The following is a 21,572-nucleotide window of genomic DNA, read 5'->3' on the forward strand; positions in this document are numbered from 1 at the left end:
TATTTACCCTATTATATCTGCAGTTATTCTCCTGATTGTTTCTCAGAGGAATGAGACTGTGATTGACTTTCTTCTGCTGATGATTTTTGTTCTGCATTCGAGCTAGTTGTTCCGCCTAACTCTGGGATATTGTAGATTTGTTCGCCTTCTTTTGAAACGTAAAAACGACTGCGTGCTAGCTTCGCTACGTAATCTTCATCTCTTAACAGCGCGACATCTTGTTCTAAACGTTTAAGCTTCTTGTCTGCTTCTTTCGATTCAGCTACAGCTTCAACATGTTGTTTCTTAAAGGTATTGAGCTGTTGGTAATCTTTCATCAGCTGAAACCCTGAAACGAGAAAAATCACAAATGCTACGAGAAAAACAACCGCTAAACGTCGGCGTCTGAAAATCAACTGTTTATGCTGTTTTTGAAACTCGGCATACTGCTCTTTTGTATACTCATTATCTAATGCAGCAACTTTCTCCGTGTCTTTTTTCTTTTTTCCCATGTTTTCCGCTCCACTCGTTTTTTGGTTTGTCTGCTATATTATACCAACATCTAAGATGCTTGTCTAATCTAAATTATCACTATTTTCTACTCTTTTTTCGGAAATAATTTGGTACATCTTCTCAGCATCTTCTTTTTTTGTTGAATCACGAAGCTCAAGAACCTCAACTTCTAGTATTTTATTTCCAAATTGGATCTTGATTTGATCACCGATTTTCACATTACTGGACGATTTTGCAAGAACACCATTGATTTGAATCCGACCTTTATCCGCAACTTCTTTTGCCACGGGTCTTCTTTTGATGATACGTGAAACTTTTAAAAATTTATCTAAACGCATAACTATTCCCTCTTCATTCTTAATATTTTCGATCCAAACGGCAATGTCAGCCATTCACGGATCGTGAATAATTTTATTTTGATGATAATGAAAATAAACGAGCCTCCGCCGATCAAAACACCTAAAATCGTGACAACTAACGCTTGACCACGATGTCCGATCATTCCTAGAAGAATCGCAACTACAGCCTGATAGCATAGCAAGATGATCGTCATTCCACCTAAACTAATCAACAGCTTTTTAAGAAAACGTCCTTCGCCCGCAAATTGGTTAATTTCCTTTTCTGAAAAAAGAACCAACAATAACAATGTAGTCATCAGCCCCACAATAGTCGATAGACTCGCTCCAGCAGTTCCCCATAGATAAATCAAGGGATGTGAAGAAAATGCCTTCACTAACAAACCTGCAAAAGCAGCTAACAGCGCTGTTTTGAACTGATTTTTACTTTGAAAAATACTTTGATAGGCTTGGATCACTGCCATGAATGCAATCGAATAAACATAGATGCCCAAAACTCCATTTCCCTGATAATCCTTAAACAGTGCATAATTCATATAAGGAAGCAATAATGCTAACCCGACTGAAGCTGCCGCTGCAATGGCTGTAGTCAATCGCAAAAAAATCTTCGCAGCCTGTAAAAAGCGCCCTTGTTCTTCATTGATAAAATACTTCGTCAGTGCCGGTAGAAAACTAGAACTCAAGGCTAAAGCAACGACCAAGCCTAATTGTACTAAAGGCTGTCCCCGATCATAGACGCCCTTATCGATTTTTGCTGCTGAATCACTTAGCCCTGAGACAACCAGCGCATTTTTTACGACAAATGAATCAATCAATTGAAACAAAATCAAAAAAGCACTGTACAATGACACGATACCGCCTTCTAACAACAGCCGTCCAAATAATTTTCTTGACTCTTTTGAGAAAGACCATTGCGTCAGATAAGCTGAGCTGCCTACCCGTATTTTCTGGTCATAATACCAAAGAATCACAGCGGCAACGATCCCGCCAAAAAGTGCACCCGCCATTGCGATCGTACCGGTTTGATAAATCGACCAACCGAAACTGCTAAATGAATAAGCAGCGATCAAAATCACGCCTACTCGAACAATTTGCTCCGCTACTTGAGAAACAGCACTCGGAATCATTAATAGATGTCCTTGAAAGTTGCCGCGGTAAAAGGATAGTATCGGCACTAGTAAAAAAGTAAAAGAAACGACCCGAATCAAGGAAGCCAGCTTAGGATCTCCCATCATATAGGCAATTTCGTCACTACCTAAAAAGAAAAAGCCCCAGCAGGACACTGCGATCACAAAAACAAAAGGAAACAGCTGCTGTAACACCTTCTTTTGACCACTGATCTGCGGCTGCTCTGCTACTACTTTCGAAATAAACTGTGGCAACCCAGACAGCGCTAACGTCATCGCGATTCCATAAATCGGATAAACCTGCTGGTAAACATAAAACCCTTCATCACCAACTAAATTTTGAAAAGGCACACGATAAACGGCGCTCAGTACCTTAGCAATAAACGATGCCGCTGTCAAAACAACGGCCCCCTGCATCATCGACCGCATCTCCTTATGTGCCATAACTTTACCTCCAATCTAAAAGCTGAACAGACCGATTAGCTCTCGAACAAATTAGGAAATTTTGACGAAGATGTTCTTTATCTTTGTCAAAATTTATCTATTTGTTTCTAGAGCTGGTCTGAGAAGCTGGATACGCCTAAAAGCTGAACAAGCTCGATTGATCTTGACTGAAAAATAGGAAAAATGACTTGGCGATACTTTTTATCGCCATGAATTTTTATCTTTTTTCCGAGAGATCAGCTTGTGGAGCTGGATAAGTCTAAAAGCCGAACCCGTTCCATCGTTCTCAGCTATTTTCACTCAGCCTCCACTGCACTTGTTTTGTATTTTTCTTGTCTTAAAGCAGTTGTAAACGATGCTACTTCTTGCAGCCATGCTGCTTCTTTCATATCTCTCGGCACTTTCAGCCTGATCGTCATCTTTTCATTGTCTACAGCTAAATCTGCTTTTAGCTGTGTTTCAGATAACGCTTCAAAAATCTGTTCTACACTATAGGTCTTTGTTCCGACTTTACTTAAAGTGAATACAATCTCTTGTTTACGCTTGCGAATCGTTTCAAGCAATGCACGATCGCCATCCATTTTTATTTGTCCAGTCGTCAATAAATGCGCCACCTCATCAGGATATTCACCAAATCGGTCAAGAAGATCTGCTTCCAATTCATCGTACATATCCATATTTTCCAACTGGCGGATTCGTTTGTAAATTTCGATTTTTTGACGTTCGTCTGAGATATAGGATGTCGGTAAATAGGCATCGATACCCAGATCGATTTCCACTGTTGTCTTTTGATCCTGAATATTTTTTCCTTGCTTACGGGCAACAGCTTCTGACAGCATTTGTGAGTACATGTCAAAACCGACCGAGTCGATAAAGCCATGTTGTTGTGCGCCAAGTAAGTTCCCAGCCCCTCGAATCGACAAATCGCGCATTGCGATTTTAAATCCTGAACCTAACTCCGTAAAGTCTTTGATCGCTTCTAAGCGCTTTTCACTGACTTCATTTAGAATTTTTTGCTGTTCATACATAAAATAAGCATACGCCACACGATTACTACGGCCAACTCGGCCACGTAATTGATACAACGTCGACAAGCCCATATAATCTGCATTTTCAACGAATAATGTATTGGCATTAGGGATATCTACCCCGGTTTCAATGATCGTTGTTGTGACCAGAACATCATATTGCCGCTCGATAAAATCGAACAAAGTATTCTCCAGCTGAACTTCGGTCATCTGGCCATGGGCATAAGCAATTCTTGCTTCTGGAACCAGCGCTTGGATTTCCTCGACTTTTTGTTCGATCGTATCTACGCGGTTATATAGATAAAATACTTGACCGTCTCTTGCCATTTCCCGCTCAATGGCTTCTCTGATCGCCCCTGGATTGCTTTCCATCACATAAGTCTGGATCGGATAGCGGTTTTCAGGTGGTGTTTCGATGACAGAAAGGTCCCGAACGCCCAACATAGACATATGCAAAGTACGAGGGATCGGTGTAGCTGTTAGGGTCAATACATCGACCTGCGCCCGTAATTGTTTTAGCCGCTCTTTGTGTTTGACCCCAAACCGCTGCTCTTCATCGATCACTAATAATCCCAGATCACTAAAATTCACATCCTGTGAAAGCAATCGATGCGTTCCAACAACGATATCCACTTGCCCATGCTTGATTTTTTCAATGGTTTCATTTTGCTGCTTCTTCGTTCTGAAGCGGCTGAGCAGCCCAACTTCAACTGGGAATCCTTCAAAACGATCCAGCATTGTTTCATAATGCTGTTGTGCTAAAATAGTCGTCGGCACTAAAAAGGCGACTTGTTTATTATTATTGATTGCTTTGAATGCCGCTCTTAAAGCCACCTCTGTTTTTCCATAACCAACATCTCCCACTAATAAGCGATCCATCGGGCGTGACCGTTCCATATCATGTTTGATTTCTGCCGTACTACGAAGCTGATCATCTGTTTCACTATATGGAAAAGCATCTTCAAATTCTTTCTGGTAAGCATCATCTGGTGGAAAAGCATAGCCTTTTTCAGATTCTCTGGATGCATAAAGCTGAATCAGATCATCCGCGATATCTTCGATTTTTGAAGAAACCTTGCGCTTGGTTTTACCCCATTCGCTGCCGCCTAGTTTATTTACTTTAGGTGACTTTGCTTCTGAAGCAACGAATTTTTGAATCAAATTCAGTTGCGTGACTGGTATAAAAAGCTTGTCATCATTTTGGTATAGAATCGTAATGTAGTCTTGATGGACACCGTCGACTTCTAATGTCTGCATACCGATGTACTTACCGATCCCATGATTTGCATGAACGACATAGTCACCGTTTTTTAAATCACTATAGCTTTTTAAGCGTTCCGCATTAGAAACCGTTTGGCGGCGCGCTCTTTTTTTCGTAGTTGTATGGAAGATTTCTTTTTCTGTGATTGCGACGATTTTTTCAACAGGTAATTCAAACCCAGTTTGCAATGCGCCTTCAACGATTTGAATTTTTCCTTCAAGCAATTTATTCGGTGAAGCTGTGACACTCGAGATATCAAAATCCCGAAACAGCTCTTCCACTTTTTGACTGCGTTCTTTCGTAGGCACAAAAACAATGACCGTCTGATCTTGTTTTTGCCAACGATCCATTTCAGTTTTCAATAAAGGCATTTGTCCGAAAAACTGCTGCATCGAACGATACTGAAAATTATGGATCGCTTGGAAGCGAAGATTCCCCATTCCTTTTTGAAACAGCGAAAAGAAAGTTGCTGAAAAGGACATTTTGCGAATTTGTTCGTGGAAATCTACACCAAAAGTTTGTTCTGGAAAAACACGCATTTCTTCCAATTTAAGAACGTGCCATTCATTTTCTTCTCGAATGATTTCACGTTCTGCTTCTAAAATACGTGCATAATCATCAACAAAAATCAAACTGTCTTCAGACAAATAATCCAATAATGTAGTTTTTTCTTCATATAAGAAATCTGTATAATAATGAGCAGTCTCTGTAGGGATCCCTTGACTCCAAGAAGTTGCCAACTGACCAAAATAATCGGTTAAAAAACCTCTTTCTGTTGCTTCTTTGGCAACCGCAACTCTTTTTTCTAAAGCCTTACTCAACTGCTTTTCTCCATAAGCTAAGTCTTTTTGAGAGAAAATCATATCTGTCATTGGGGACAATGTAACAGATTCGATCGCTCCAACTGAGCGCTGAGTGTCAGCTTCAAACTGACGAAGCGAATCGATTTCAATATCAAATAATTCCGCTCGAACAGGATATTCTGCATTCAATGGATAGACATCTACGATACTGCCGCGAATACTAAAATCTCCCGGCTTTCCAACTAAAGACTGCCGCTCATACCCCATCAGGACTAACTGCTGCGCTAATGTGTCCAGCTCGATCTCGCCGCCGATTTCCCAATGCAGCTGAGCTTGTTCCCAGGTCTGTTTGCTAGGCAAGTATTTCCTTAATCCTGCCACCGGAACCACAATGATCCCAGCTTTTTCTGTCAATAAGAAATTAAGAGCAGCCACTCGTTCTGCTCTCGCTTCTGGCGATGAAAAAGCCATCTCAGCGGATAACACTTCATCTACTGGAAACAAATAGACTTCTTCATCCGATAATACATTACGAAAATCTTCCACCAACTGGTTGCCGTAATAAAGATTAGGAACCGCAACGACGATTTTTTTCTTTTTTTGTTTAAATGCGCTAGTCATGATCAGTGTTTTAGCAGAACCCGCTAACCCTGTGATTAGTTGACGGTTGCTTCCTGCTAATTGTTGCTGCCATTCCTGAACCAGTGGACTTGAACCGATTCGTTCGATGATATTCACGTCAGGCGACCTCCTTCTTCTATAATTTATTTGCCGTTAAAATGATTCATTGTATCAACAAATGTATGCCCTTCGCTGGCATAGATCGCTGCATCCGCTGCAGTTTTCACAGCTAATAAAATCTCTTCGTGCTGCTCTTTAGGAAAGCCGCTCAACACATGATGTACGACCGGAGTATTTCCAAGCGGGCGACCGATCCCTACCTTGATTCTTGGAAACACATTTGTCCCTAGATGAGCAATCAAACTTTTTATTCCATTATGCCCACCGGCCCCGCCTTTTTCGCGCAATCGAATTTTGCCGACTGCTAAATCTAAATCATCATAAATAACGATCAGCTCTTCATCAGCCACGCCGTAATAAGTCATCAACGGACCTACTGAACGACCTGATTCATTCATGAAGGTCAGAGGTTTGACCAGCATGATTTTCTCCGTGCCGATAAAAAACTGCGCAATATCTGCTTCAAACTGGCTTTTATTAAAAGTTGCATTGTAACGATGTGCAATTTCATCTATCGTTATAAAGCCAATATTATGTTTTGTTTCTTGATACTTACTTCCTGGATTACCTAACCCAACGATCATTTTCATTATCTATTTCTCCTTCATTTTAAAAGGACTAAAAGAGAACGTTCTTCACAAATTTCTCTTTCCTCATTTTTATATTGTTCAACACAAAATACCCAGGCAGGAAAATCTTCTGCCCAGTTTTTTTACAATTATACCATAAAACAGCCTACAGCCTACCTTTTTAAATGTTTAAAAAATTCGTAAGAGAGCGCTCTTTCTTTTTACATGAAAAAAACTTTTAAAAACATAAATAGTGAAATACCGCACATGAAAGAGTTTTCTTATGAAACACCCTTAAAAACTGTATTAATAAATACAAACAAAAAACGTGACAAACATCACAAACGGTGGTATTATCAACGTGTTAAAACAATTAACAGAAAGGAATGGTACACATGACTGCAGCAGCAGGAAATAAAGATCATCAAAAAGTAATTTTAGTTGGAGATGGCGCTGTCGGATCTAGTTACGCATTTGCCTTAGTCACACAAAACATTGCACAAGAAGTTGGAATTATAGATATAGATACAAAGAAAACTGAAGGAGATGCTGCTGATTTATCTCACGCCTTGGCATTTACTTCTCCTAAGAAAATTTATGCCGCTACTTATGACGATTGTCATGACGCTGACCTTGTTGTATTAACTGCAGGTGCTGCTCAAAAACCTGGCGAAACAAGAATCGATCTAGTCCACAAAAACTTAAAAATCAATAAACAAATCGTGACATCGATCGTTGATTCTGGTTTTAGCGGAATTTTCTTAGTTGCCGCAAACCCAGTTGATATTTTAACTTATTCTACATGGAAATTCTCAGGATTTCCAAAAGAACGCGTTATTGGTTCTGGGACCTCTTTAGACTCTGCACGTTTCCGTCAAGCAATCGCTGAATTAGTCGATGTTGATGCCCGTAATGTCCATGCTTACATTTTAGGAGAACACGGGGATACTGAATTTCCAGTTTGGTCTCATGCGAATGTCGCTGGTCTACAAATTTATGAATGGGTCAAAAATAATCCTGATACGGATGAAGAAGCTATGGTCAACTTATTCTTCAATGTACGGGACGCTGCTTATTCGATCATCGAGAAAAAAGGTGCAACATTCTACGGGATCGCTGCTGCTTTAGCTCGTATCACAAAAGCGATCTTAGATGATGAAGATTCTGTTTTCCCACTTTCTGTTTACTTAGATGGTGAATATGGACAAAACGATATTTATATCGGTGCACCAGCAGTCATCAACCGCCAAGGAATCAAACAAGTCATTGAAATCCCATTGACAGATTCTGAAATGGATCGGATGAACGCTTCCGCAAATGCATTAAAAGACGTGATCAAATCTGCATTTGAAAAATTCGAAGCTGAAAATAATTAATTCAAAAAACATCGCAGTGAGTAAAACTGCGATGTTTTTTTGTTTAATTATATAACCCATCCGGCTCTTCTTTTGTCACAATGTAAATATTTTTCATTTGGGTATACGCATCCAGCATCGATTTGTGTGTTTCACGACCGATCCCAGATTTCTTATAGCCGCCAAATGGGGCACCTGCTGGTAATTGATTATACGTATTGACCCACATCCGACCTGTTCTCACTTTGCGGGCAACACGAATCGCTGTATTGATATTTTGAGAGAATACAGCACCACCAAGACCATAATCTGATTGATTGGCCAATGCGATGACTTCCTCTTCTGTTTTGAATTTCATCACTGTAGCAACAGGACCAAAAATTTCCTCTTGCGCAATACACATAGTATTATCTGCATCTGCTAATAAAGTTGGTGCTAAAAACGCACCTTTATCTAATCCATTCTCAGTAATCTTATAGCCGCCTGTAACCAACTTCGCGCCTTCTTTAGTCCCGATTTCTACATACTCTAAAATCCCTTTTAATTGTTTTTCATTGATTTGAGCACCCATTTGAACGCCGTCTTCCCATGGCAAACCGACTTTGATCGTTTCAAATTTTTCTTTTAGCGCAGCTACAAATCGATCGTAAATTCCTTCTTGGACAAAGACACGAGAACCAGCGCAGCATACCTGACCCTGATTGAACAAGATCCCTAATTGAACACCTTCTAAGGCCCGCTCCCAATTCGCATCATCAAAGATGATATTGGCTGATTTACCACCCAGCTCAAGCGTTGCCGGAATCAACTTTTCAGCCGCCGCTTTTGCTACAGTATAGCCAACCTCTGTCGAGCCTGTAAACGCCAACTTATCAAAGCCTTCATGCTCGAGCATGTAGTTTCCAGAATCCGACCCACGACCTGTGATTAAATTGACCACCCCTTTCGGCAATACTTTATCGAGCAGTTTAAATAATTCCAACAAACTTAAGGAAGTTGTGGAAGAAGGATGGATAACGACTGTATTTCCTGCTGCAAGTGCTGGTGCTAGTTTCCAAGCGCCCATCAACAACGGGAAATTCCAAGGAATGATCTGCCCTACTACACCGATTGGCTCTTTAATGACCAGTGATAATGTATCTGCATCAAAATCTTTCACAGTACCTTCTTCACCACGGATCACCCCAGCAAAATAGCGAAAATGATCCGCTGTCGCCGGAACATCGATCGTCATTGTTTCGCGAAGGGGTTTCCCATTATCTAACGTTTCAACTAATGCTAAGTGCTCTTTATTTTCATCGATTAAATCAGCAATTTCCAACAACAAGTGACTGCGAGTCGCGACATCGACATCTTTCCATGTTTTGAATGCTTCTTGCGCCGCTGCGACTGCCTGATCAACATCTGCATGAGTGGCGTCAACAAAATCAGCTAGCTTTTCACCATTACTTGGATTATAACTAGAGATTGTTTGACTACCTGAGCCTTTCGTCCATTTACCGTCAATATACAGCTGATACGCTTCATCTACCGTGTTACGAACATCAATTGGTCTACTCAATTTAAAATCACTCCTTATTTTAGATAGCGCTTACACAACATTATATATCTAAAATTTTAAAAGTAAATAGCATTTATAAATTTTTTTCGACTTTATCTAAAAAATAATCGGTCTACCTAAAAAAAAGACAGTCTCAACTTAGACCATCTTTTTTTACTCGCTAATTTTCATATAAGATTCCTTTTTCGGACAATGCTTCTTTGATTCGCACCAGCATTTCTTCGTCCGCACAATGAATCGTGTGCAAATGAACACCTTCTGTCAACTCTGATAACAATGACGCATTACTGTTCTCATACATTTCTATGAATGACTGAACTTCTTTTTCTGTACGAATATGCAAACCGCCTGTCAGCTCACCGTAAATAGGATGCTCAACCACCACATCAACGATTTCTCCACCACATGCGACAATGATCGATAATTCTTCTGCCGTTTTTTCTGGAGCATGCTGGCAAGCGATTTTGCGCCAAATTCCTTTTCTATCTTGGGTTGTTTCAAGCAAATACCCGCGCGCAGTCGCAATGATTTCTTGCCCTGCCGCTCTCAAGAGGGCGACATCGCCAACAATAATTTGGCGACTGACATTTAAATCTTTTGCAAAACGGCTGGCGCTCACTGGTTTTTCTGCTGTCATTAAGGTCTGTAAAATCAGTTCCCGCCTTTTGATCCCGTCCATTTATTTCCCTCCTGCTACCTTAGTCCAACTGTTGTTGCTGAAAATGCTTTGACGCATCCATGATTCCTTGATAGGTTTCTGTCATTACTTCTTTATAGGTGTCGTTTGTCACGTAACCAGCAATTTTTTCTAGTACTTCTTTTTCTCTAGAAGGATCAAGAATTTCTTTGCCCGCAGTTTTTTTGATTTCTGCAATCGATGTCACTGCATCCATCCGTTCTTCTAACAGCGCAACGATCTTTTTATCAAGTGCATCGATTTTATTTCGTTGATCGGCTAATGATGTGTTCTTTTCTTCTATATCAATTTCTTTGAGGACTTTTGCTGGATTGCCGCCAATCACGCAATTTGCTGGGAATGATTTGGTCACGACCGAACCTGCGGCAACAACCACATTATCACCTAAAGTTACTCCCGGTGTAATCACAACACCTCCGCCCAACCAGACGTTATTACCTAAAGTGATCGGTTTTCCAAACTCTAACCCGCTATTTCTTTTTACAGGATGCAGTGGATGAGTCGCAGTGTATAATTGAGCGTTCGGTCCAAACATGCAGTTATCACCAATCGTGATCGGGCAAACATCTAGGAAAATGCTATTGAAATTGGCATAGAAATTTTTCCCTACGTGAATATTGAAACCATAATCAAAATTGATCGTAGGCTCAATGTAACTGCCTGTACCCGTAGAACCAAATGTTTCCTCCACTAATTGCCGGCGGATCAAGCGGTCTTCTTCATTGTTGATCAGTTTCATTTGTTCTCTAGCGAAATTTCTAGCCGTGATCAATTCCGGATCTGCAGAAAAATAAAGCTCACCATCGATCATTTTTTGACGTTCTGTTTTGATTTCTTCCATTGTAAAACTCCTTTATTTTATATATTTTCAAAAATACTTTCTGCTTCTTCATTTAAAAAATAAGCATGTCTTTTCAGCTGAATCGTCGTTTGATTGATAACTAAAACAACTGCTTCTTCTGATGCATAATGAATCAAATCGCAAAAGGGATGCACTTGAAAACTTGTTCCAACAATCACGATTAGATCTGACTGTTCAACAGCTTTAATAGCTGTTGCAATTGCTTGTTGATCCAAGCCTTCTTCATATAAAACGATCCCCGGACGAAGCTGCCCACCGCACGTTAGATGCCGATCAGAGGTTAAATACTCTTCTACCGAGACTTTTTGTCCACAGTCTCGACAATAGCAGTCGTATAAATTGCCATGAAAATCAACAAGATTCTGGCTGCCAGCTGCTCGGTGCAAGCCATCAATATTTTGAGAAATGACCCAAGTTTCTTTTGTCTTTTCTAAAGCTGCGATTTTTGAATGGATCATGTTCGGTTGTGCATTTGGATGATACAAGGTCTGGATAAAATGATAAAATTTTTGCGGTTCCTCTATTAAGCAAGTCGCACTCAATAAATATTCAGGCTGCTCAATCCCTTGATAAACACCTGATAAAGAACGATAATCCGGTATCCCTGATGGTGTAGAAATACCTGCCCCCGTCAAAAAAGTAATCTTTTTCCCTTCTTTGATCAATTGCAGTGCTTGCTTTTGGTCGATCGTTTCCATTCCCTCATCTCCTAATGAGTTTATTATAACGTAAACGACCGGAAAATAGAAAATAATCAAAAAAACAATTGCTTTTCATTTTCTACCACATATTCATTCATACCTTGAAAATAAGCAATGAAAATGTTTGGTTTTTCACCATCTTTTCATGACAAACAAAATAGAACGTGATAGAATACTCTATGTATAAAAGTGAGGTGAAACTTCGTGGTAGCATTTATTATTTATTGGGCAGCTATTTTAGTTTGCATCGCCTGGGGCGTTTTAAGTTTATGGTTCTCTATCTTCTATCTTTCTCGTAAAGAAAATGGAAACCTATGGGCTTTCGCATTCTTTAATGTTCTTGCTGGTATTGTTTTAGCTATTGTTTTAGTCATTTACAAAACGTGGGATTTCGATATTACAACTTATTCAAGCTTGATTTACACAATTTTAGCTTCATATGGTGTCTTAACAGTCCTACAAGCTATTTTAGGCCGCGAACCGAAAGAAGCAGTAAAAGCTTAATTTTATTCATGGAATAACAAAAAGATGTGGGAATGTTTTCGATTCTAGCATCTTTTTTTGTTGTTTTCATTTGAGTGTCTCCTTTTTGTTCTCGCTTTCTATAGAATCCAAAGTGCGGGAATCTTCTGATTCTTTCATCATTCGCTTATGATATGGACTACTTTATTAATCCTTTCGGTTAAACATTGACTTTTTCGAGTAAATAACATACACTATATACTCGAATCTAATAATTAAATAGTACCTCAGTTTGAGGTAGAGGTTGCGGTTTTTATTAAGCTTTCTGAGTGAGAGGACACGTTGAAGGAAGTCTAGGAAAAATCGCCGAAATGTATAACAGCCTCCCTGTTATATGTTGGGACGTAAGTCAATAACTTGCGGACTGTCTTAGTAGTGATGCTAAGTTGCGCTATGTTTTTGTTGAGAGTACCTGACGATACTAGGCAGCCGTGCATTTGCGCGGCTGTCTTTTTTGTTTTGAGCAGGAGCATTTTTTACTTGACCAAAGTGGAATTACCGTTCTTCTGTCACTTTTCAACTTAAAATGAAGACAAAAGAAATACAACGAGATACAAGAAAGGAAGACACACATGAACAAAAAATCATTTTCACTGGGGCTGTTATTCGCACTTATCTTAAGTTTTTTCTTTGCACCAGTAATTACTCAAGCACAAGGAGAAGCTAACGGCGAATTCCGCGTTGGTATGGAAGCAGGCTATGCACCTTTTAATTGGTCGCAAAAAACAGATGCCAATGGCGCCGTTCCGATTCAAGGAAATTCTTCTTATGCTGGCGGTTATGATGTCCAGATCGCCAGAAAAATCGCTGATGGACTTGGCAAAAAATTAGTCATTGTTCAAACAAAATGGGACGGCTTAGCTCCTGCTCTGCAATCTGGAAAAATCGATGCGATCGTTGCCGGAATGAGCCCGACTGCTGAACGTCGAAAAGAAATCGACTTTACGGATCCCTATTATGAATCTCAATTAGTTGTCGTTGTTCAGAAAAAAGGCAATTACGCTGATGCCAAAAACTTAAAGGATTTAACGGGTGCTAAGATCACTGCTCAATTGAACACTTTCCACTATAGTGTCATCGATCAAATTCCTGGTGTAAATAAACAGCAGGCGATGGATAACTTCTCTGCTATGAGAACGGCACTAGCTTCCGGCATGATCGACGGTTATGTCAGCGAACGTCCTGAAGGTGTGACTGCTACAAGTGTCAACAAAGACTTGAAAATGCTGGAATTCTCAAAAGAGAACGGCTTCCAAACAAACCCTGAGGATGTTCAAATCGCTGTTGGTATGCGTAAACAAGATCCTGAAATCGCAAAAGTCAATCAAATTTTATCAGATATTTCATCAGACGAACGGACAAAAATCATGGATCAAGCTGTTAAGGATCAACCTGCTGCGGCATCAAGTGATAGTGAAAAAGCAGGCATTTTAACAGATTTCAAAACGATTTGGAGCCAATATGGCGGAATGTTTTTACGTGGAGCCGGCTTGACGTTGTTTATCGCTTTGATCGGTACAGTCATCGGTACAGCTTTAGGTTTATTGATCGGTGTTGTGCGGACGATTCCAGAATCAGAAAATAAAGTTGCCCGCCTTTTCCAAAAGATCGGCAACGCACTGCTTTCGATCTATATTGAAGTATTCCGTGGTACGCCTATGATGGTACAAGCAATGGTCATTTTCTATGGTTTAGCTTTAGCCTTTGGTATTTCTTTAGATCGAACAATCGCAGCCTTGTTCATCGTTTCGATCAACACAGGTGCTTATATGTCAGAAATCGTTCGTGGCGGTATTTTCGCTGTCGATCAAGGACAGTTCGAAGCTGCTCAAGCTATCGGCATGACACATGGGCAAACTATGCGTAAAGTAGTTGTTCCTCAAGTATTACGAAATATCTTACCTGCTACAGGGAATGAGTTTGTGATCAACATCAAAGATACAGCCGTATTAAGTGTCATTGGAGTAGCTGACTTATTCTTCCAAGGAAATTCGGCTTCAGGCGCAAACTTCCAATTTTTCCAAACATTTACGATCGTCGGGATCATGTATTTGATCATGACTTATGCGATCACGCGTGTACTACGCTTTGTTGAGAAAAAAATGGATGGACCGTCTGCTTATGTCAAACTTGAAGATGTAGAAAATGTAAAAGAAAGCTAGAGAGCTGCTCAAGTCAGCTTTTCGGAAAAAAGCTAAAAATAGTGTGAGGCAAAAGTGCCTCAACCCATTTTTCCTACTTTCTGGCAAGGCTAAACGGCTTGTTCCGCTCTTATTTTAAGGAGGAATATCATGAGTACAATTATTGAAGTTGAGCATTTACGAAAAAGCTTCGGCGAAAATGAAGTGTTAAAAGATATCAATGTAACAGTCAACAAAGGAGAAGTCGTAACGATCATCGGGTCTTCTGGTTCGGGAAAATCAACCTTATTGCGTTGCATCAATCTATTAGAAAAGCCTACTGGCGGAAAAATCATTTATAACAATGAAAACGTGCTTGAACGCGGGTATAATTTACCAAAATATCGAACACATTTAGGCATGGTTTTTCAATCATTCAATTTATTCAACAACATGAATGTATTAGAAAACTGTACATCTGGGCAGACCACTGTCTTAAAACGGGAGAAAGAAGAGGCTCGTAAAATTGCGATGGAAAACCTTGAAAAAGTTGGTATGGGTCGTTTCATCGATGCCAAACCATCACAGCTTTCCGGTGGTCAAAAGCAGCGTGTAGCAATTGCCCGTGCCTTATCGATGAATCCTGATGTGATGCTATTCGATGAGCCGACCTCTGCATTGGATCCTGAAATGGTCGGAGAAGTTTTAAAAACAATGAAGGATCTTGCTCATACTGGTTTGACAATGATCATCGTGACGCACGAAATGGCCTTTGCCAAAGAAGTTTCTGACCGTGTTATTTTTATGGATAAAGGTGTCATCGCAGAAGAAGGAACTGCTGAAGATATTTTTGTCCACCCAAAAGAGGAACGAACAAAAGAATTTTTACACCGTATTTTATCACAAAATCAATGATCTACTATTCGTGATTGATCAAGACATTGCCTCAGCTGAAGAACGATAGCTGAGGCAATGTTTTTTTATTTTTTAGATAACTATGCATTTTTGTCTAATAAAATTAGATTTGCGACCCTTATTTTTTTACAACTTTTGTAATTGCCTATACAATGGATGTGAGATGAAACAATCTACAGATCAGTGAAATGAGGCGTCTATTATGAAAAAGACACAGTTAAGATCCGCAACTATTTTTAGTATGTTTTTACTTATGATCATGCAGCTAATCCTTCCAATCCAAGGAATTGCTCAAGAAATCGACAATCAAGAAACAAAGATCGAGCTAAATGATGTCCAGATCGATCCAGATAACGAAACAAATCAAGTATCTGCACATCTCTATTTAGCGAAACAAGTTGGGGATGTCTCCGATCAAGTCATTTCATTTTCGAACGATTTAGTATTTCCAGATAATGAGGCGATCCCGCTAACAGACAAACAGAACCAAACGATAGGCTCTGCCGTTCTTAAAAACAATACGCTTCAATTTACTATTTCCTCTACCTATCAAGGAGAATTTCAGCTTACAGTAAATGCTCCTGCTGAAAATATTTTACCAGATACGTATCTATCTATAAGTAGTCCTGATTTTTCAAAAAAAGTGCTCTTACCGACAACGACCGCACTTGAAAATGAACAATTGCAAGTAGAACCGCAAGCTGATCTGCCACTTCCCTACGCACTCTTTCCGCAGCCAGAAACGATTGATTTCAGTTATAATACAGACGCTTCCGGCAACTATCTAACCAATAACGATCAGGGACAAAGTGGCATTAATACATTAAATTATGCTTATGGCCAGACCAGTGAAGCTGATTTTGATGACGAAAACTATGTAAATTACAATAATGAAGCCTACGTGAAAAAAACAGTGAAAGAGGTAGCTGGAAAACAAGGATTATTTGATGTCACATTGGATGTCAAAGGAAATGAATATCCAAACCCGATCGATTTAGTCTTAGTGATCGACTATTCTTCAACCATGAATGGACAGAAATTAGAAAACACGATCGACGGGGTAGAAGAATTTTTAGAGCAAATCGATCATGCATTAGTAGCCGATAAAGTTCACGTGGGCATCGTTGCTTACAACAGAGATGCTTATGTCCAGCCTTTAACAAATAATACAGAAGAACTGATCGATTTTTTAGAAGATACAAGCAAAAGCCATTCTGGTACATTTATACAAAAAGGGCTGATTGCCGCTAAAGATCTACTGGATAACTCAACAACACCTAATGTACAGAAAAAAATTATTGTCCATATCGGTGACGGTAGTGCAAATCGAGCGTATTTCCCCGCTGAAAATGCGACTGAGTATACAAATGATGGACAGATCACTCCTTACAATGGATTTAAAGCTGCAACTTATTACCGTGATTTCGCAACTGATTCACCTTTGTATTATACAAGCAATACTTCAACTGTTGAAGGTGATCCCGATAATGCCACTTTAACCTCAGCAAAAGAAATTGCTAATTTAACGTTAGGTACCGCTGTCGATTTGAAACTAAATAATTATGATCTTTACTCCATTGGTGTAGCACCTAGTGACCGTGGAGAATATGTCGATAAAAATATTGCCAGCAGTGAAGCCAAATATGTTCCCATAGATGAAGATCTAGCTGAGTTAGGTGATGCCTTAGGAACGGTTGCTACCAAAGTAGATCGAACCATCATGAACGGAACGATCCAGGACCCGATGGGTGAGCAAATCATTCTACAAAAGAGTGGACCTGAATTTTCCTCTGCTGATTATTCATTGAAGAGCAATAGAAAAGTTAGTACTGGCGTTTGGGTGGATGCACCAAATTTATTGGATAAGGTCGCTGTCAGTGAAAACGATGGTCAGCTGACGCTTTCAGGGCTCTATCTGGGTACAGATGAACGCTTGACGTTCACTTATCAAATCAGGATCGATACAGAATCCTCTGCCTTTATTCCAGAACATTGGTATTTAGCGAATGGGCGAACTACATTAGATCCGATCAGTACAAATAACTTATTGGACTTCCCGGTCCCTTCTGTTAAAGCACCTGGAACAAAAGTGCTGATCGAAAAAAATTGGCTAGACAATAATGATTCTTTAGGGCTACGGCCAAATGTTATTTCATTTGTTTTAAAACGAACGACCGTAACAGGTAACGCCTGGCAGGAAAGTCAGCCTATTCTATTGAGCCCTTCTAAACAAAATGCTGATCAATGGCAAACTGAGCTTGACTCGATCATACCTAAAAACGAGACGAGCGCTGTCGCTTTAGCTGCATTCAATAATCGTGGTGAAGACTTCAACTATTCTGCAACTGAAGTCGCTGTCGATCCAAACTATACAGGAACATCTGAAATAAAAGACGGTAAAATCGTCTTGACCAATACGCTAAACAACACTATGAATCTCACTTTTAAAAAGGTCGATGAGCAAGATCAGCCATTAAAAGGCGTCCGATTCAAACTTCTAGATAATAAAGGGCAACAAATCGGTGATATTCAAACATCTGATGAAAATGGTCAAGTGTCATTTACTCAACTAAGAGAAGGTAACTATCAATTAGTGGAAATCGAACCGTTAGCAGGATATCAGCCAATCGAACCTATCCAGTTGACCATTGAGCCAAATTCACATGGTGAACTTATTGTGACAAGTCCTGAGAATTGGACCTATAAAGTGGTCAATAAAAAGATAACCGATACGACGACGAGTTCAAGTGAGAATAAACCAACAACTGAAAATAAACCAACATCAGCTGGACAAATTCCTAAAGCCGGTGAACGCGTACAGTCTTGGCTGTTGATTATTGGAGTTATTCTTATCAGCATTACGGGCATCCTATATTATAAAAATAAACGTAGCCAACCATAATAATTAAAAGGCTTCTCACACCAATACGGACAGTATTTGGAATGAGAAGCCTTTTGATTACTTGTATGAGCGAACAACGGGCGGCGTATAATTCTCAATAAACTGCCCAATCTCCGCTAGATCATCTGAAAAGAAGATTTTTTCTCGATCTGCTTTTGTTAAAAAATCTTCCTCGACCATCTTATCAAAGAAAGCGGCCAGTAGATCATAATAGCCATTTACATTGAAAAAAATGCAGGGATTCTGATGTTCCCCAACTCTTCCCCATGAAACAACTTCAGATATTTCTTCTAATGTCCCTGGTCCTCCTGGCAATGCTAGATAGCAATCAGCTAAATCGATCATCTGTCGTTTTCTCTCATGCATATCTTGCACAATATGCATTTCACTAAGCTGTTGATGAGCCAGCTCACGATCCAATAAAAATGTTGGCATAACACCCACGGCTTCTCCACCAACAGAAAGTACCTCATCTGCCAATATTCCCATCAAACCGACATTTCCGCCTCCGTACACAAGACCATACCCTTGCAGGCCCATCCATTGACCCAATTCTTTTGTTCGTTCTTCATAAATCGATTTGTTCCCTACACTAGCTCCACAATACACAGCCATCTTTTTCATAAAATCTTCACCTGCTCCAATTGACTTTTTATTTCATCTTTTTTACACGCATTCCATCTATGCTTCTTCGATTTTCGTTTGATAGGAAATATCATTGAATGTCCTGAAACGGTATTGATCTGTTTTTTCAATAATTGTAATGCTTGTGTTTGCTAACGGACCGCCTTCGCGCCAATTCGCTTTTGGCTTGCCAATCAATGAATTGATCAATGTGATCAGTAAAACGCCATGAGCCACGATCAAAATCGTTCCATCAGGAAATTCTTCACTTAATTTTTCAATCGTCTCAGTCGATCGTGACACTAATGAGTCGATCGTTTCACCGCCAAAGTTTGATGGATCATATAGATCAGGACGTTGACGTAAATATGACGTCTGCTCATCTGTATGATCGATCTCTGCTCCTTCACGTTTGCCAAATTTGATTTCTCTCAATTTATCATGATAGCGGAGGGTCAAACCATCCAAATACTTATTTTCCTTTAAGATATAATTTGCCGTATCCATCGCTCGTTTTTGTGTACTGACTGCTGCCAAATCAAAACGAACATCACTCAAATAACGTCCTGCTTGAATTGCCTGCTCGATGCCGATCGGTAATAATGGTGAATCGATTTCTCCACCTTGAAACCGTAAACTCAAATTAAGTTCTGTTTTTCCATGTCTGACAAAATAAAAGGTTGTCATTATTCTTCCCTCCATTTATTTTTCACTGCTCATTTATCATACTACAAAAAGTAGCTAGTGCGCTTATGTTTATAAATGATTATTCTACTTAGTTGGTAAAATCGTTATAAATGTAGCACCTTCATATTCTTTAGATTTTACATTGATTTTCCCGCTATGCAATTGAACGATTCGAGCTGCGATGGTTAGACCTAAGCCATTTCCCATCGTATGATGGGAGGCATCACCTTGATAAAACTTATCAAATACATGCCTGCGCTCATAATCACTCATCCCCACTCCGTTATCCTTTACGATTACCTTGATATCACTGCCAAAAGCATAACAGCTAATAGAGATCACTCCATTTTGTTCGGAATACTTGATCGCATTTTTGATCAAGTTCAGCCAAAGTTGTGTCAGTAGTTCCTCATCAGCAACAATAGACATATGAGTCAATTCTAAAGACCAGTCGATATTTTTTTCTTCCCAAAGCTCTTGCAAGAGTAATATACACATGCGCAGCTGCTCATCCAGATAAAACGCTGTTTTTTTCAGTGTCAACTGTTGCTGATTTTCTATTTTTGACAGCAATAAGATGTTCATCGATAGATTACTTAAACGTTCAGTTTCTTCTAAAATAACAGCGACACTTTCTTGTCTTTCTATCTCTGATAAATCAGGATTATTCAGCTGCTTAGCAAATCCGCGGATCGAAACCATTGGTGTCTTGAACTCATGAGAAAAATTAGTGATGAAATCATTATGAACCGTATCAACATTTTTCAATTCTGAAGCCATCGAATTAAAACTATCGATCAAGGCACTCAACTCATTATTTACCGTTGTATTTTCCACATAGATATCAAAATTTCCCTTAGCAATTTCCTCTGTCCCTTTTACTAAATCATTGATCGGCTTTAAAATGCGTTTACTAACGATCATCGAAATAATCGTCCCGATAATGACACAGGAAAACAAAGTGATCCCTAAACGCAGCATTGGATAGCCCGAAAACGACTTGATTATGCCGATTTTCATGAATAGTAAAAAAATCAACCCAGAGATCAAGCTTGTCGAAACCAAAATCAGAAAGATCGTCCAAACAAACTGAATATTTAGCGATTTACGTCTCCTCATGTTTCACCGCCTTATAGCCTAATCCTCGAATAGTCACAAGAGTAAAATCAGGATTATCAGCTGTTTTTTCCCGTAACCGCTTGATATGAACATCGATCGTTCTCTCATCAGCCATGCTATCGATTCCCCAAATATCGTCTAATAATTGTTGTCGTGTAAAAATTTTGTTTGGATAAGACAATAACTTATACAGCAACTGAAATTCTTTTTTCGGTAATTCTTGATAATGCTGATCTGATCGGATCGATAAGCTATTTTTATCGATCGTCGTATTACCTAAATGAATTTTTGCTTCTACTTCGCCATTACTCCTTCTCAACAAAGCTTTGATCCGCAGCAAAAATTCCTCTTCATCGATCGGCTTTACCAAATAATCATCTGTGCCAGAAATAAACCCTTGACGACGATCGATCGGCAGCCCTTTAGCAGTGACCATCATGATCGGCAATTGCGTATCTATTGTTCTAATTTTTTCCGCCGTTTGATATCCATCGAGCTGAGGCATCATTATATCTAAAACTAATAAATCGATTGGCTGTTTCTTTAAAAGCGCTAATGCTTCAACCCCATTTTGAGCTTGAAGTGTCTGATAACCACTTTGGTTTAAGATCGTCACCAATAATTTACGAATATTCTTATCATCTTCTACAACTAAAATCGTAATCATACTTTAGCTTCCTTCATCT

General features: G+C 39.5%; 18 protein-coding genes and 1 riboswitch. Of the genes, 5 read left to right on the top strand and 13 right to left on the bottom strand.

Annotated features, from left to right (window positions below; all coding sequences use genetic code 11):
* Positions 1-23: 23 nt before the first annotated feature.
* The 5 genes from IGI58_RS05135 to pth all read right to left on the bottom strand — a co-directional run bounded on the left by IGI58_RS05135 (position 24) and on the right by pth (position 6,842).
* Positions 24-491, bottom strand: a complete 468-nt coding sequence (locus IGI58_RS05135) for an FtsB family cell division protein (RefSeq protein ID WP_088270004.1) — start codon at positions 489-491, stop codon at positions 24-26.
* A gap of 63 nt (positions 492-554) precedes the next feature.
* Positions 555-830, bottom strand: coding sequence for an RNA-binding S4 domain-containing protein (locus IGI58_RS05140; RefSeq protein WP_087642038.1), 276 nt, complete (start codon positions 828-830; stop codon positions 555-557).
* Between the two features lie 2 nt (positions 831-832).
* Positions 833-2,419, bottom strand: coding sequence for a putative polysaccharide biosynthesis protein (locus IGI58_RS05145; protein WP_429954273.1), 1,587 nt, complete (start codon positions 2,417-2,419; stop codon positions 833-835).
* Between the two features lie 296 nt (positions 2,420-2,715).
* A complete protein-coding gene (mfd, locus tag IGI58_RS05150; protein ID WP_429954272.1) occupies positions 2,716-6,249 on the bottom strand; it encodes a transcription-repair coupling factor in 3,534 nt (1,177 codons plus the stop codon).
* Positions 6,250-6,275: 26 nt separating this feature from the next.
* Complete coding sequence (gene pth / locus IGI58_RS05155; RefSeq protein ID WP_087642035.1) at positions 6,276-6,842, bottom strand: aminoacyl-tRNA hydrolase; 567 nt, start codon at positions 6,840-6,842, stop codon at positions 6,276-6,278.
* Between the two features lie 374 nt (positions 6,843-7,216).
* Between pth and IGI58_RS05160 the strand changes: the two genes are divergently transcribed.
* Positions 7,217-8,197 (top strand): L-lactate dehydrogenase, encoded by a 981-nt coding sequence (locus IGI58_RS05160; RefSeq protein ID WP_087642034.1) that lies wholly within the window; start codon positions 7,217-7,219, stop codon positions 8,195-8,197.
* Positions 8,198-8,240: 43 nt separating this feature from the next.
* Here IGI58_RS05160 and IGI58_RS05165 read toward each other — a convergent pair whose 3' ends face one another.
* The 4 genes from IGI58_RS05165 to IGI58_RS05180 all read right to left on the bottom strand — a co-directional run bounded on the left by IGI58_RS05165 (position 8,241) and on the right by IGI58_RS05180 (position 11,994).
* Complete coding sequence (locus IGI58_RS05165; RefSeq protein WP_429954271.1) at positions 8,241-9,737, bottom strand: aldehyde dehydrogenase family protein; 1,497 nt, start codon at positions 9,735-9,737, stop codon at positions 8,241-8,243.
* Between the two features lie 160 nt (positions 9,738-9,897).
* Positions 9,898-10,416: a transcription repressor NadR gene (locus IGI58_RS05170; RefSeq protein WP_429954270.1), complete on the bottom strand. Its 519-nt coding sequence runs from the start codon at positions 10,414-10,416 to the stop codon at positions 9,898-9,900.
* A 19-nt stretch (positions 10,417-10,435) separates the two neighbouring features.
* Complete coding sequence (locus IGI58_RS05175; RefSeq protein WP_429954269.1) at positions 10,436-11,275, bottom strand: chorismate mutase; 840 nt, start codon at positions 11,273-11,275, stop codon at positions 10,436-10,438.
* A 17-nt stretch (positions 11,276-11,292) separates the two neighbouring features.
* Positions 11,293-11,994 (bottom strand): NAD-dependent protein deacylase, encoded by a 702-nt coding sequence (locus IGI58_RS05180; protein ID WP_429954268.1) that lies wholly within the window; start codon positions 11,992-11,994, stop codon positions 11,293-11,295.
* Between the two features lie 207 nt (positions 11,995-12,201).
* On the opposite strand from IGI58_RS05180, the gene IGI58_RS05185 reads away from it, so the two are divergent.
* The 4 genes from IGI58_RS05185 (at position 12,202) to IGI58_RS05200 (ending at position 18,456) form a co-directional block, all read left to right on the top strand.
* Positions 12,202-12,501, top strand: a complete 300-nt coding sequence (locus IGI58_RS05185; RefSeq protein WP_087642030.1) for a hypothetical protein — start codon at positions 12,202-12,204, stop codon at positions 12,499-12,501.
* Positions 12,502-12,749: 248 nt separating this feature from the next.
* Positions 12,750-12,921: riboswitch (Lysine riboswitch) on the top strand.
* A 170-nt stretch (positions 12,922-13,091) separates the two neighbouring features.
* The gene (locus tag IGI58_RS05190; RefSeq protein WP_429954267.1) at positions 13,092-14,681 is read left to right on the top strand and encodes an ABC transporter permease subunit; all 1,590 of its coding nucleotides are present in this window, start codon (positions 13,092-13,094) and stop codon (positions 14,679-14,681) included.
* Between the two features lie 129 nt (positions 14,682-14,810).
* Entirely contained in the window at positions 14,811-15,554 is a 744-nt protein-coding gene (locus IGI58_RS05195) for an amino acid ABC transporter ATP-binding protein (protein ID WP_429954266.1), read from the top strand.
* A gap of 202 nt (positions 15,555-15,756) precedes the next feature.
* Positions 15,757-18,456 carry a SpaA isopeptide-forming pilin-related protein gene (locus IGI58_RS05200; RefSeq protein ID WP_429954265.1) on the top strand — a complete coding sequence of 900 codons (2,700 nt, stop codon included), beginning with the start codon at positions 15,757-15,759 and terminating at the stop codon, positions 18,454-18,456.
* 57 nt (positions 18,457-18,513) lie between these two features.
* Here the strand turns inward: IGI58_RS05200 and IGI58_RS05205 are convergent, their stop codons facing one another.
* From IGI58_RS05205 to IGI58_RS05220, 4 genes are all read right to left on the bottom strand, one after another.
* On the bottom strand, positions 18,514-19,080 hold the full coding sequence (locus IGI58_RS05205; RefSeq protein ID WP_429954264.1) for a TIGR00730 family Rossman fold protein: 567 nt from the start codon (positions 19,078-19,080) through the stop codon (positions 18,514-18,516).
* Positions 19,081-19,137: 57 nt separating this feature from the next.
* On the bottom strand, positions 19,138-19,767 hold the full coding sequence (locus IGI58_RS05210) for a histidine phosphatase family protein (protein ID WP_429954263.1): 630 nt from the start codon (positions 19,765-19,767) through the stop codon (positions 19,138-19,140).
* Between the two features lie 84 nt (positions 19,768-19,851).
* Complete coding sequence (locus tag IGI58_RS05215) at positions 19,852-20,886, bottom strand: ATP-binding protein (RefSeq protein WP_429954262.1); 1,035 nt, start codon at positions 20,884-20,886, stop codon at positions 19,852-19,854.
* On the bottom strand, positions 20,873-21,553 hold the full coding sequence (locus IGI58_RS05220) for a response regulator transcription factor (RefSeq protein ID WP_429954261.1): 681 nt from the start codon (positions 21,551-21,553) through the stop codon (positions 20,873-20,875). Before IGI58_RS05220 ends, IGI58_RS05215 begins: the two co-directional genes overlap by 14 nt.
* Positions 21,554-21,572 lie beyond the last annotated feature (19 nt).

It is taken from the genome of Enterococcus sp. AZ020 (assembly GCF_050499205.1).
Lineage (GTDB): Bacteria > Bacillota > Bacilli > Lactobacillales > Enterococcaceae > Enterococcus_L > Enterococcus_L dunnyi.

Coding starts and splice junctions, on each gene's coding strand:
- IGI58_RS05140 (WP_087642038.1), bottom strand. CDS start 830: ATGCGTTTAGATAAATTTTTAAAAGTTTCACGTATCATCAAAAGAAGA.
- IGI58_RS05220 (WP_429954261.1), bottom strand. CDS start 21,553: ATGATTACGATTTTAGTTGTAGAAGATGATAAGAATATTCGTAAATTA.
- pth (WP_087642035.1), bottom strand. CDS start 6,842: ATGAAAATGATCGTTGGGTTAGGTAATCCAGGAAGTAAGTATCAAGAA.
- IGI58_RS05135 (WP_088270004.1), bottom strand. CDS start 491: ATGGGAAAAAAGAAAAAAGACACGGAGAAAGTTGCTGCATTAGATAAT.
- IGI58_RS05170 (WP_429954270.1), bottom strand. CDS start 10,416: ATGGACGGGATCAAAAGGCGGGAACTGATTTTACAGACCTTAATGACA.
- IGI58_RS05180 (WP_429954268.1), bottom strand. CDS start 11,994: ATGGAAACGATCGACCAAAAGCAAGCACTGCAATTGATCAAAGAAGGG.
- IGI58_RS05205 (WP_429954264.1), bottom strand. CDS start 19,080: ATGAAAAAGATGGCTGTGTATTGTGGAGCTAGTGTAGGGAACAAATCG.
- IGI58_RS05200 (WP_429954265.1), top strand. CDS start 15,757: ATGAAAAAGACACAGTTAAGATCCGCAACTATTTTTAGTATGTTTTTA.
- IGI58_RS05175 (WP_429954269.1), bottom strand. CDS start 11,275: ATGGAAGAAATCAAAACAGAACGTCAAAAAATGATCGATGGTGAGCTT.
- IGI58_RS05190 (WP_429954267.1), top strand. CDS start 13,092: ATGAACAAAAAATCATTTTCACTGGGGCTGTTATTCGCACTTATCTTA.
- IGI58_RS05215 (WP_429954262.1), bottom strand. CDS start 20,886: ATGAGGAGACGTAAATCGCTAAATATTCAGTTTGTTTGGACGATCTTT.
- IGI58_RS05210 (WP_429954263.1), bottom strand. CDS start 19,767: ATGACAACCTTTTATTTTGTCAGACATGGAAAAACAGAACTTAATTTG.
- IGI58_RS05195 (WP_429954266.1), top strand. CDS start 14,811: ATGAGTACAATTATTGAAGTTGAGCATTTACGAAAAAGCTTCGGCGAA.
- IGI58_RS05160 (WP_087642034.1), top strand. CDS start 7,217: ATGACTGCAGCAGCAGGAAATAAAGATCATCAAAAAGTAATTTTAGTT.
- IGI58_RS05145 (WP_429954273.1), bottom strand. CDS start 2,419: ATGGCACATAAGGAGATGCGGTCGATGATGCAGGGGGCCGTTGTTTTG.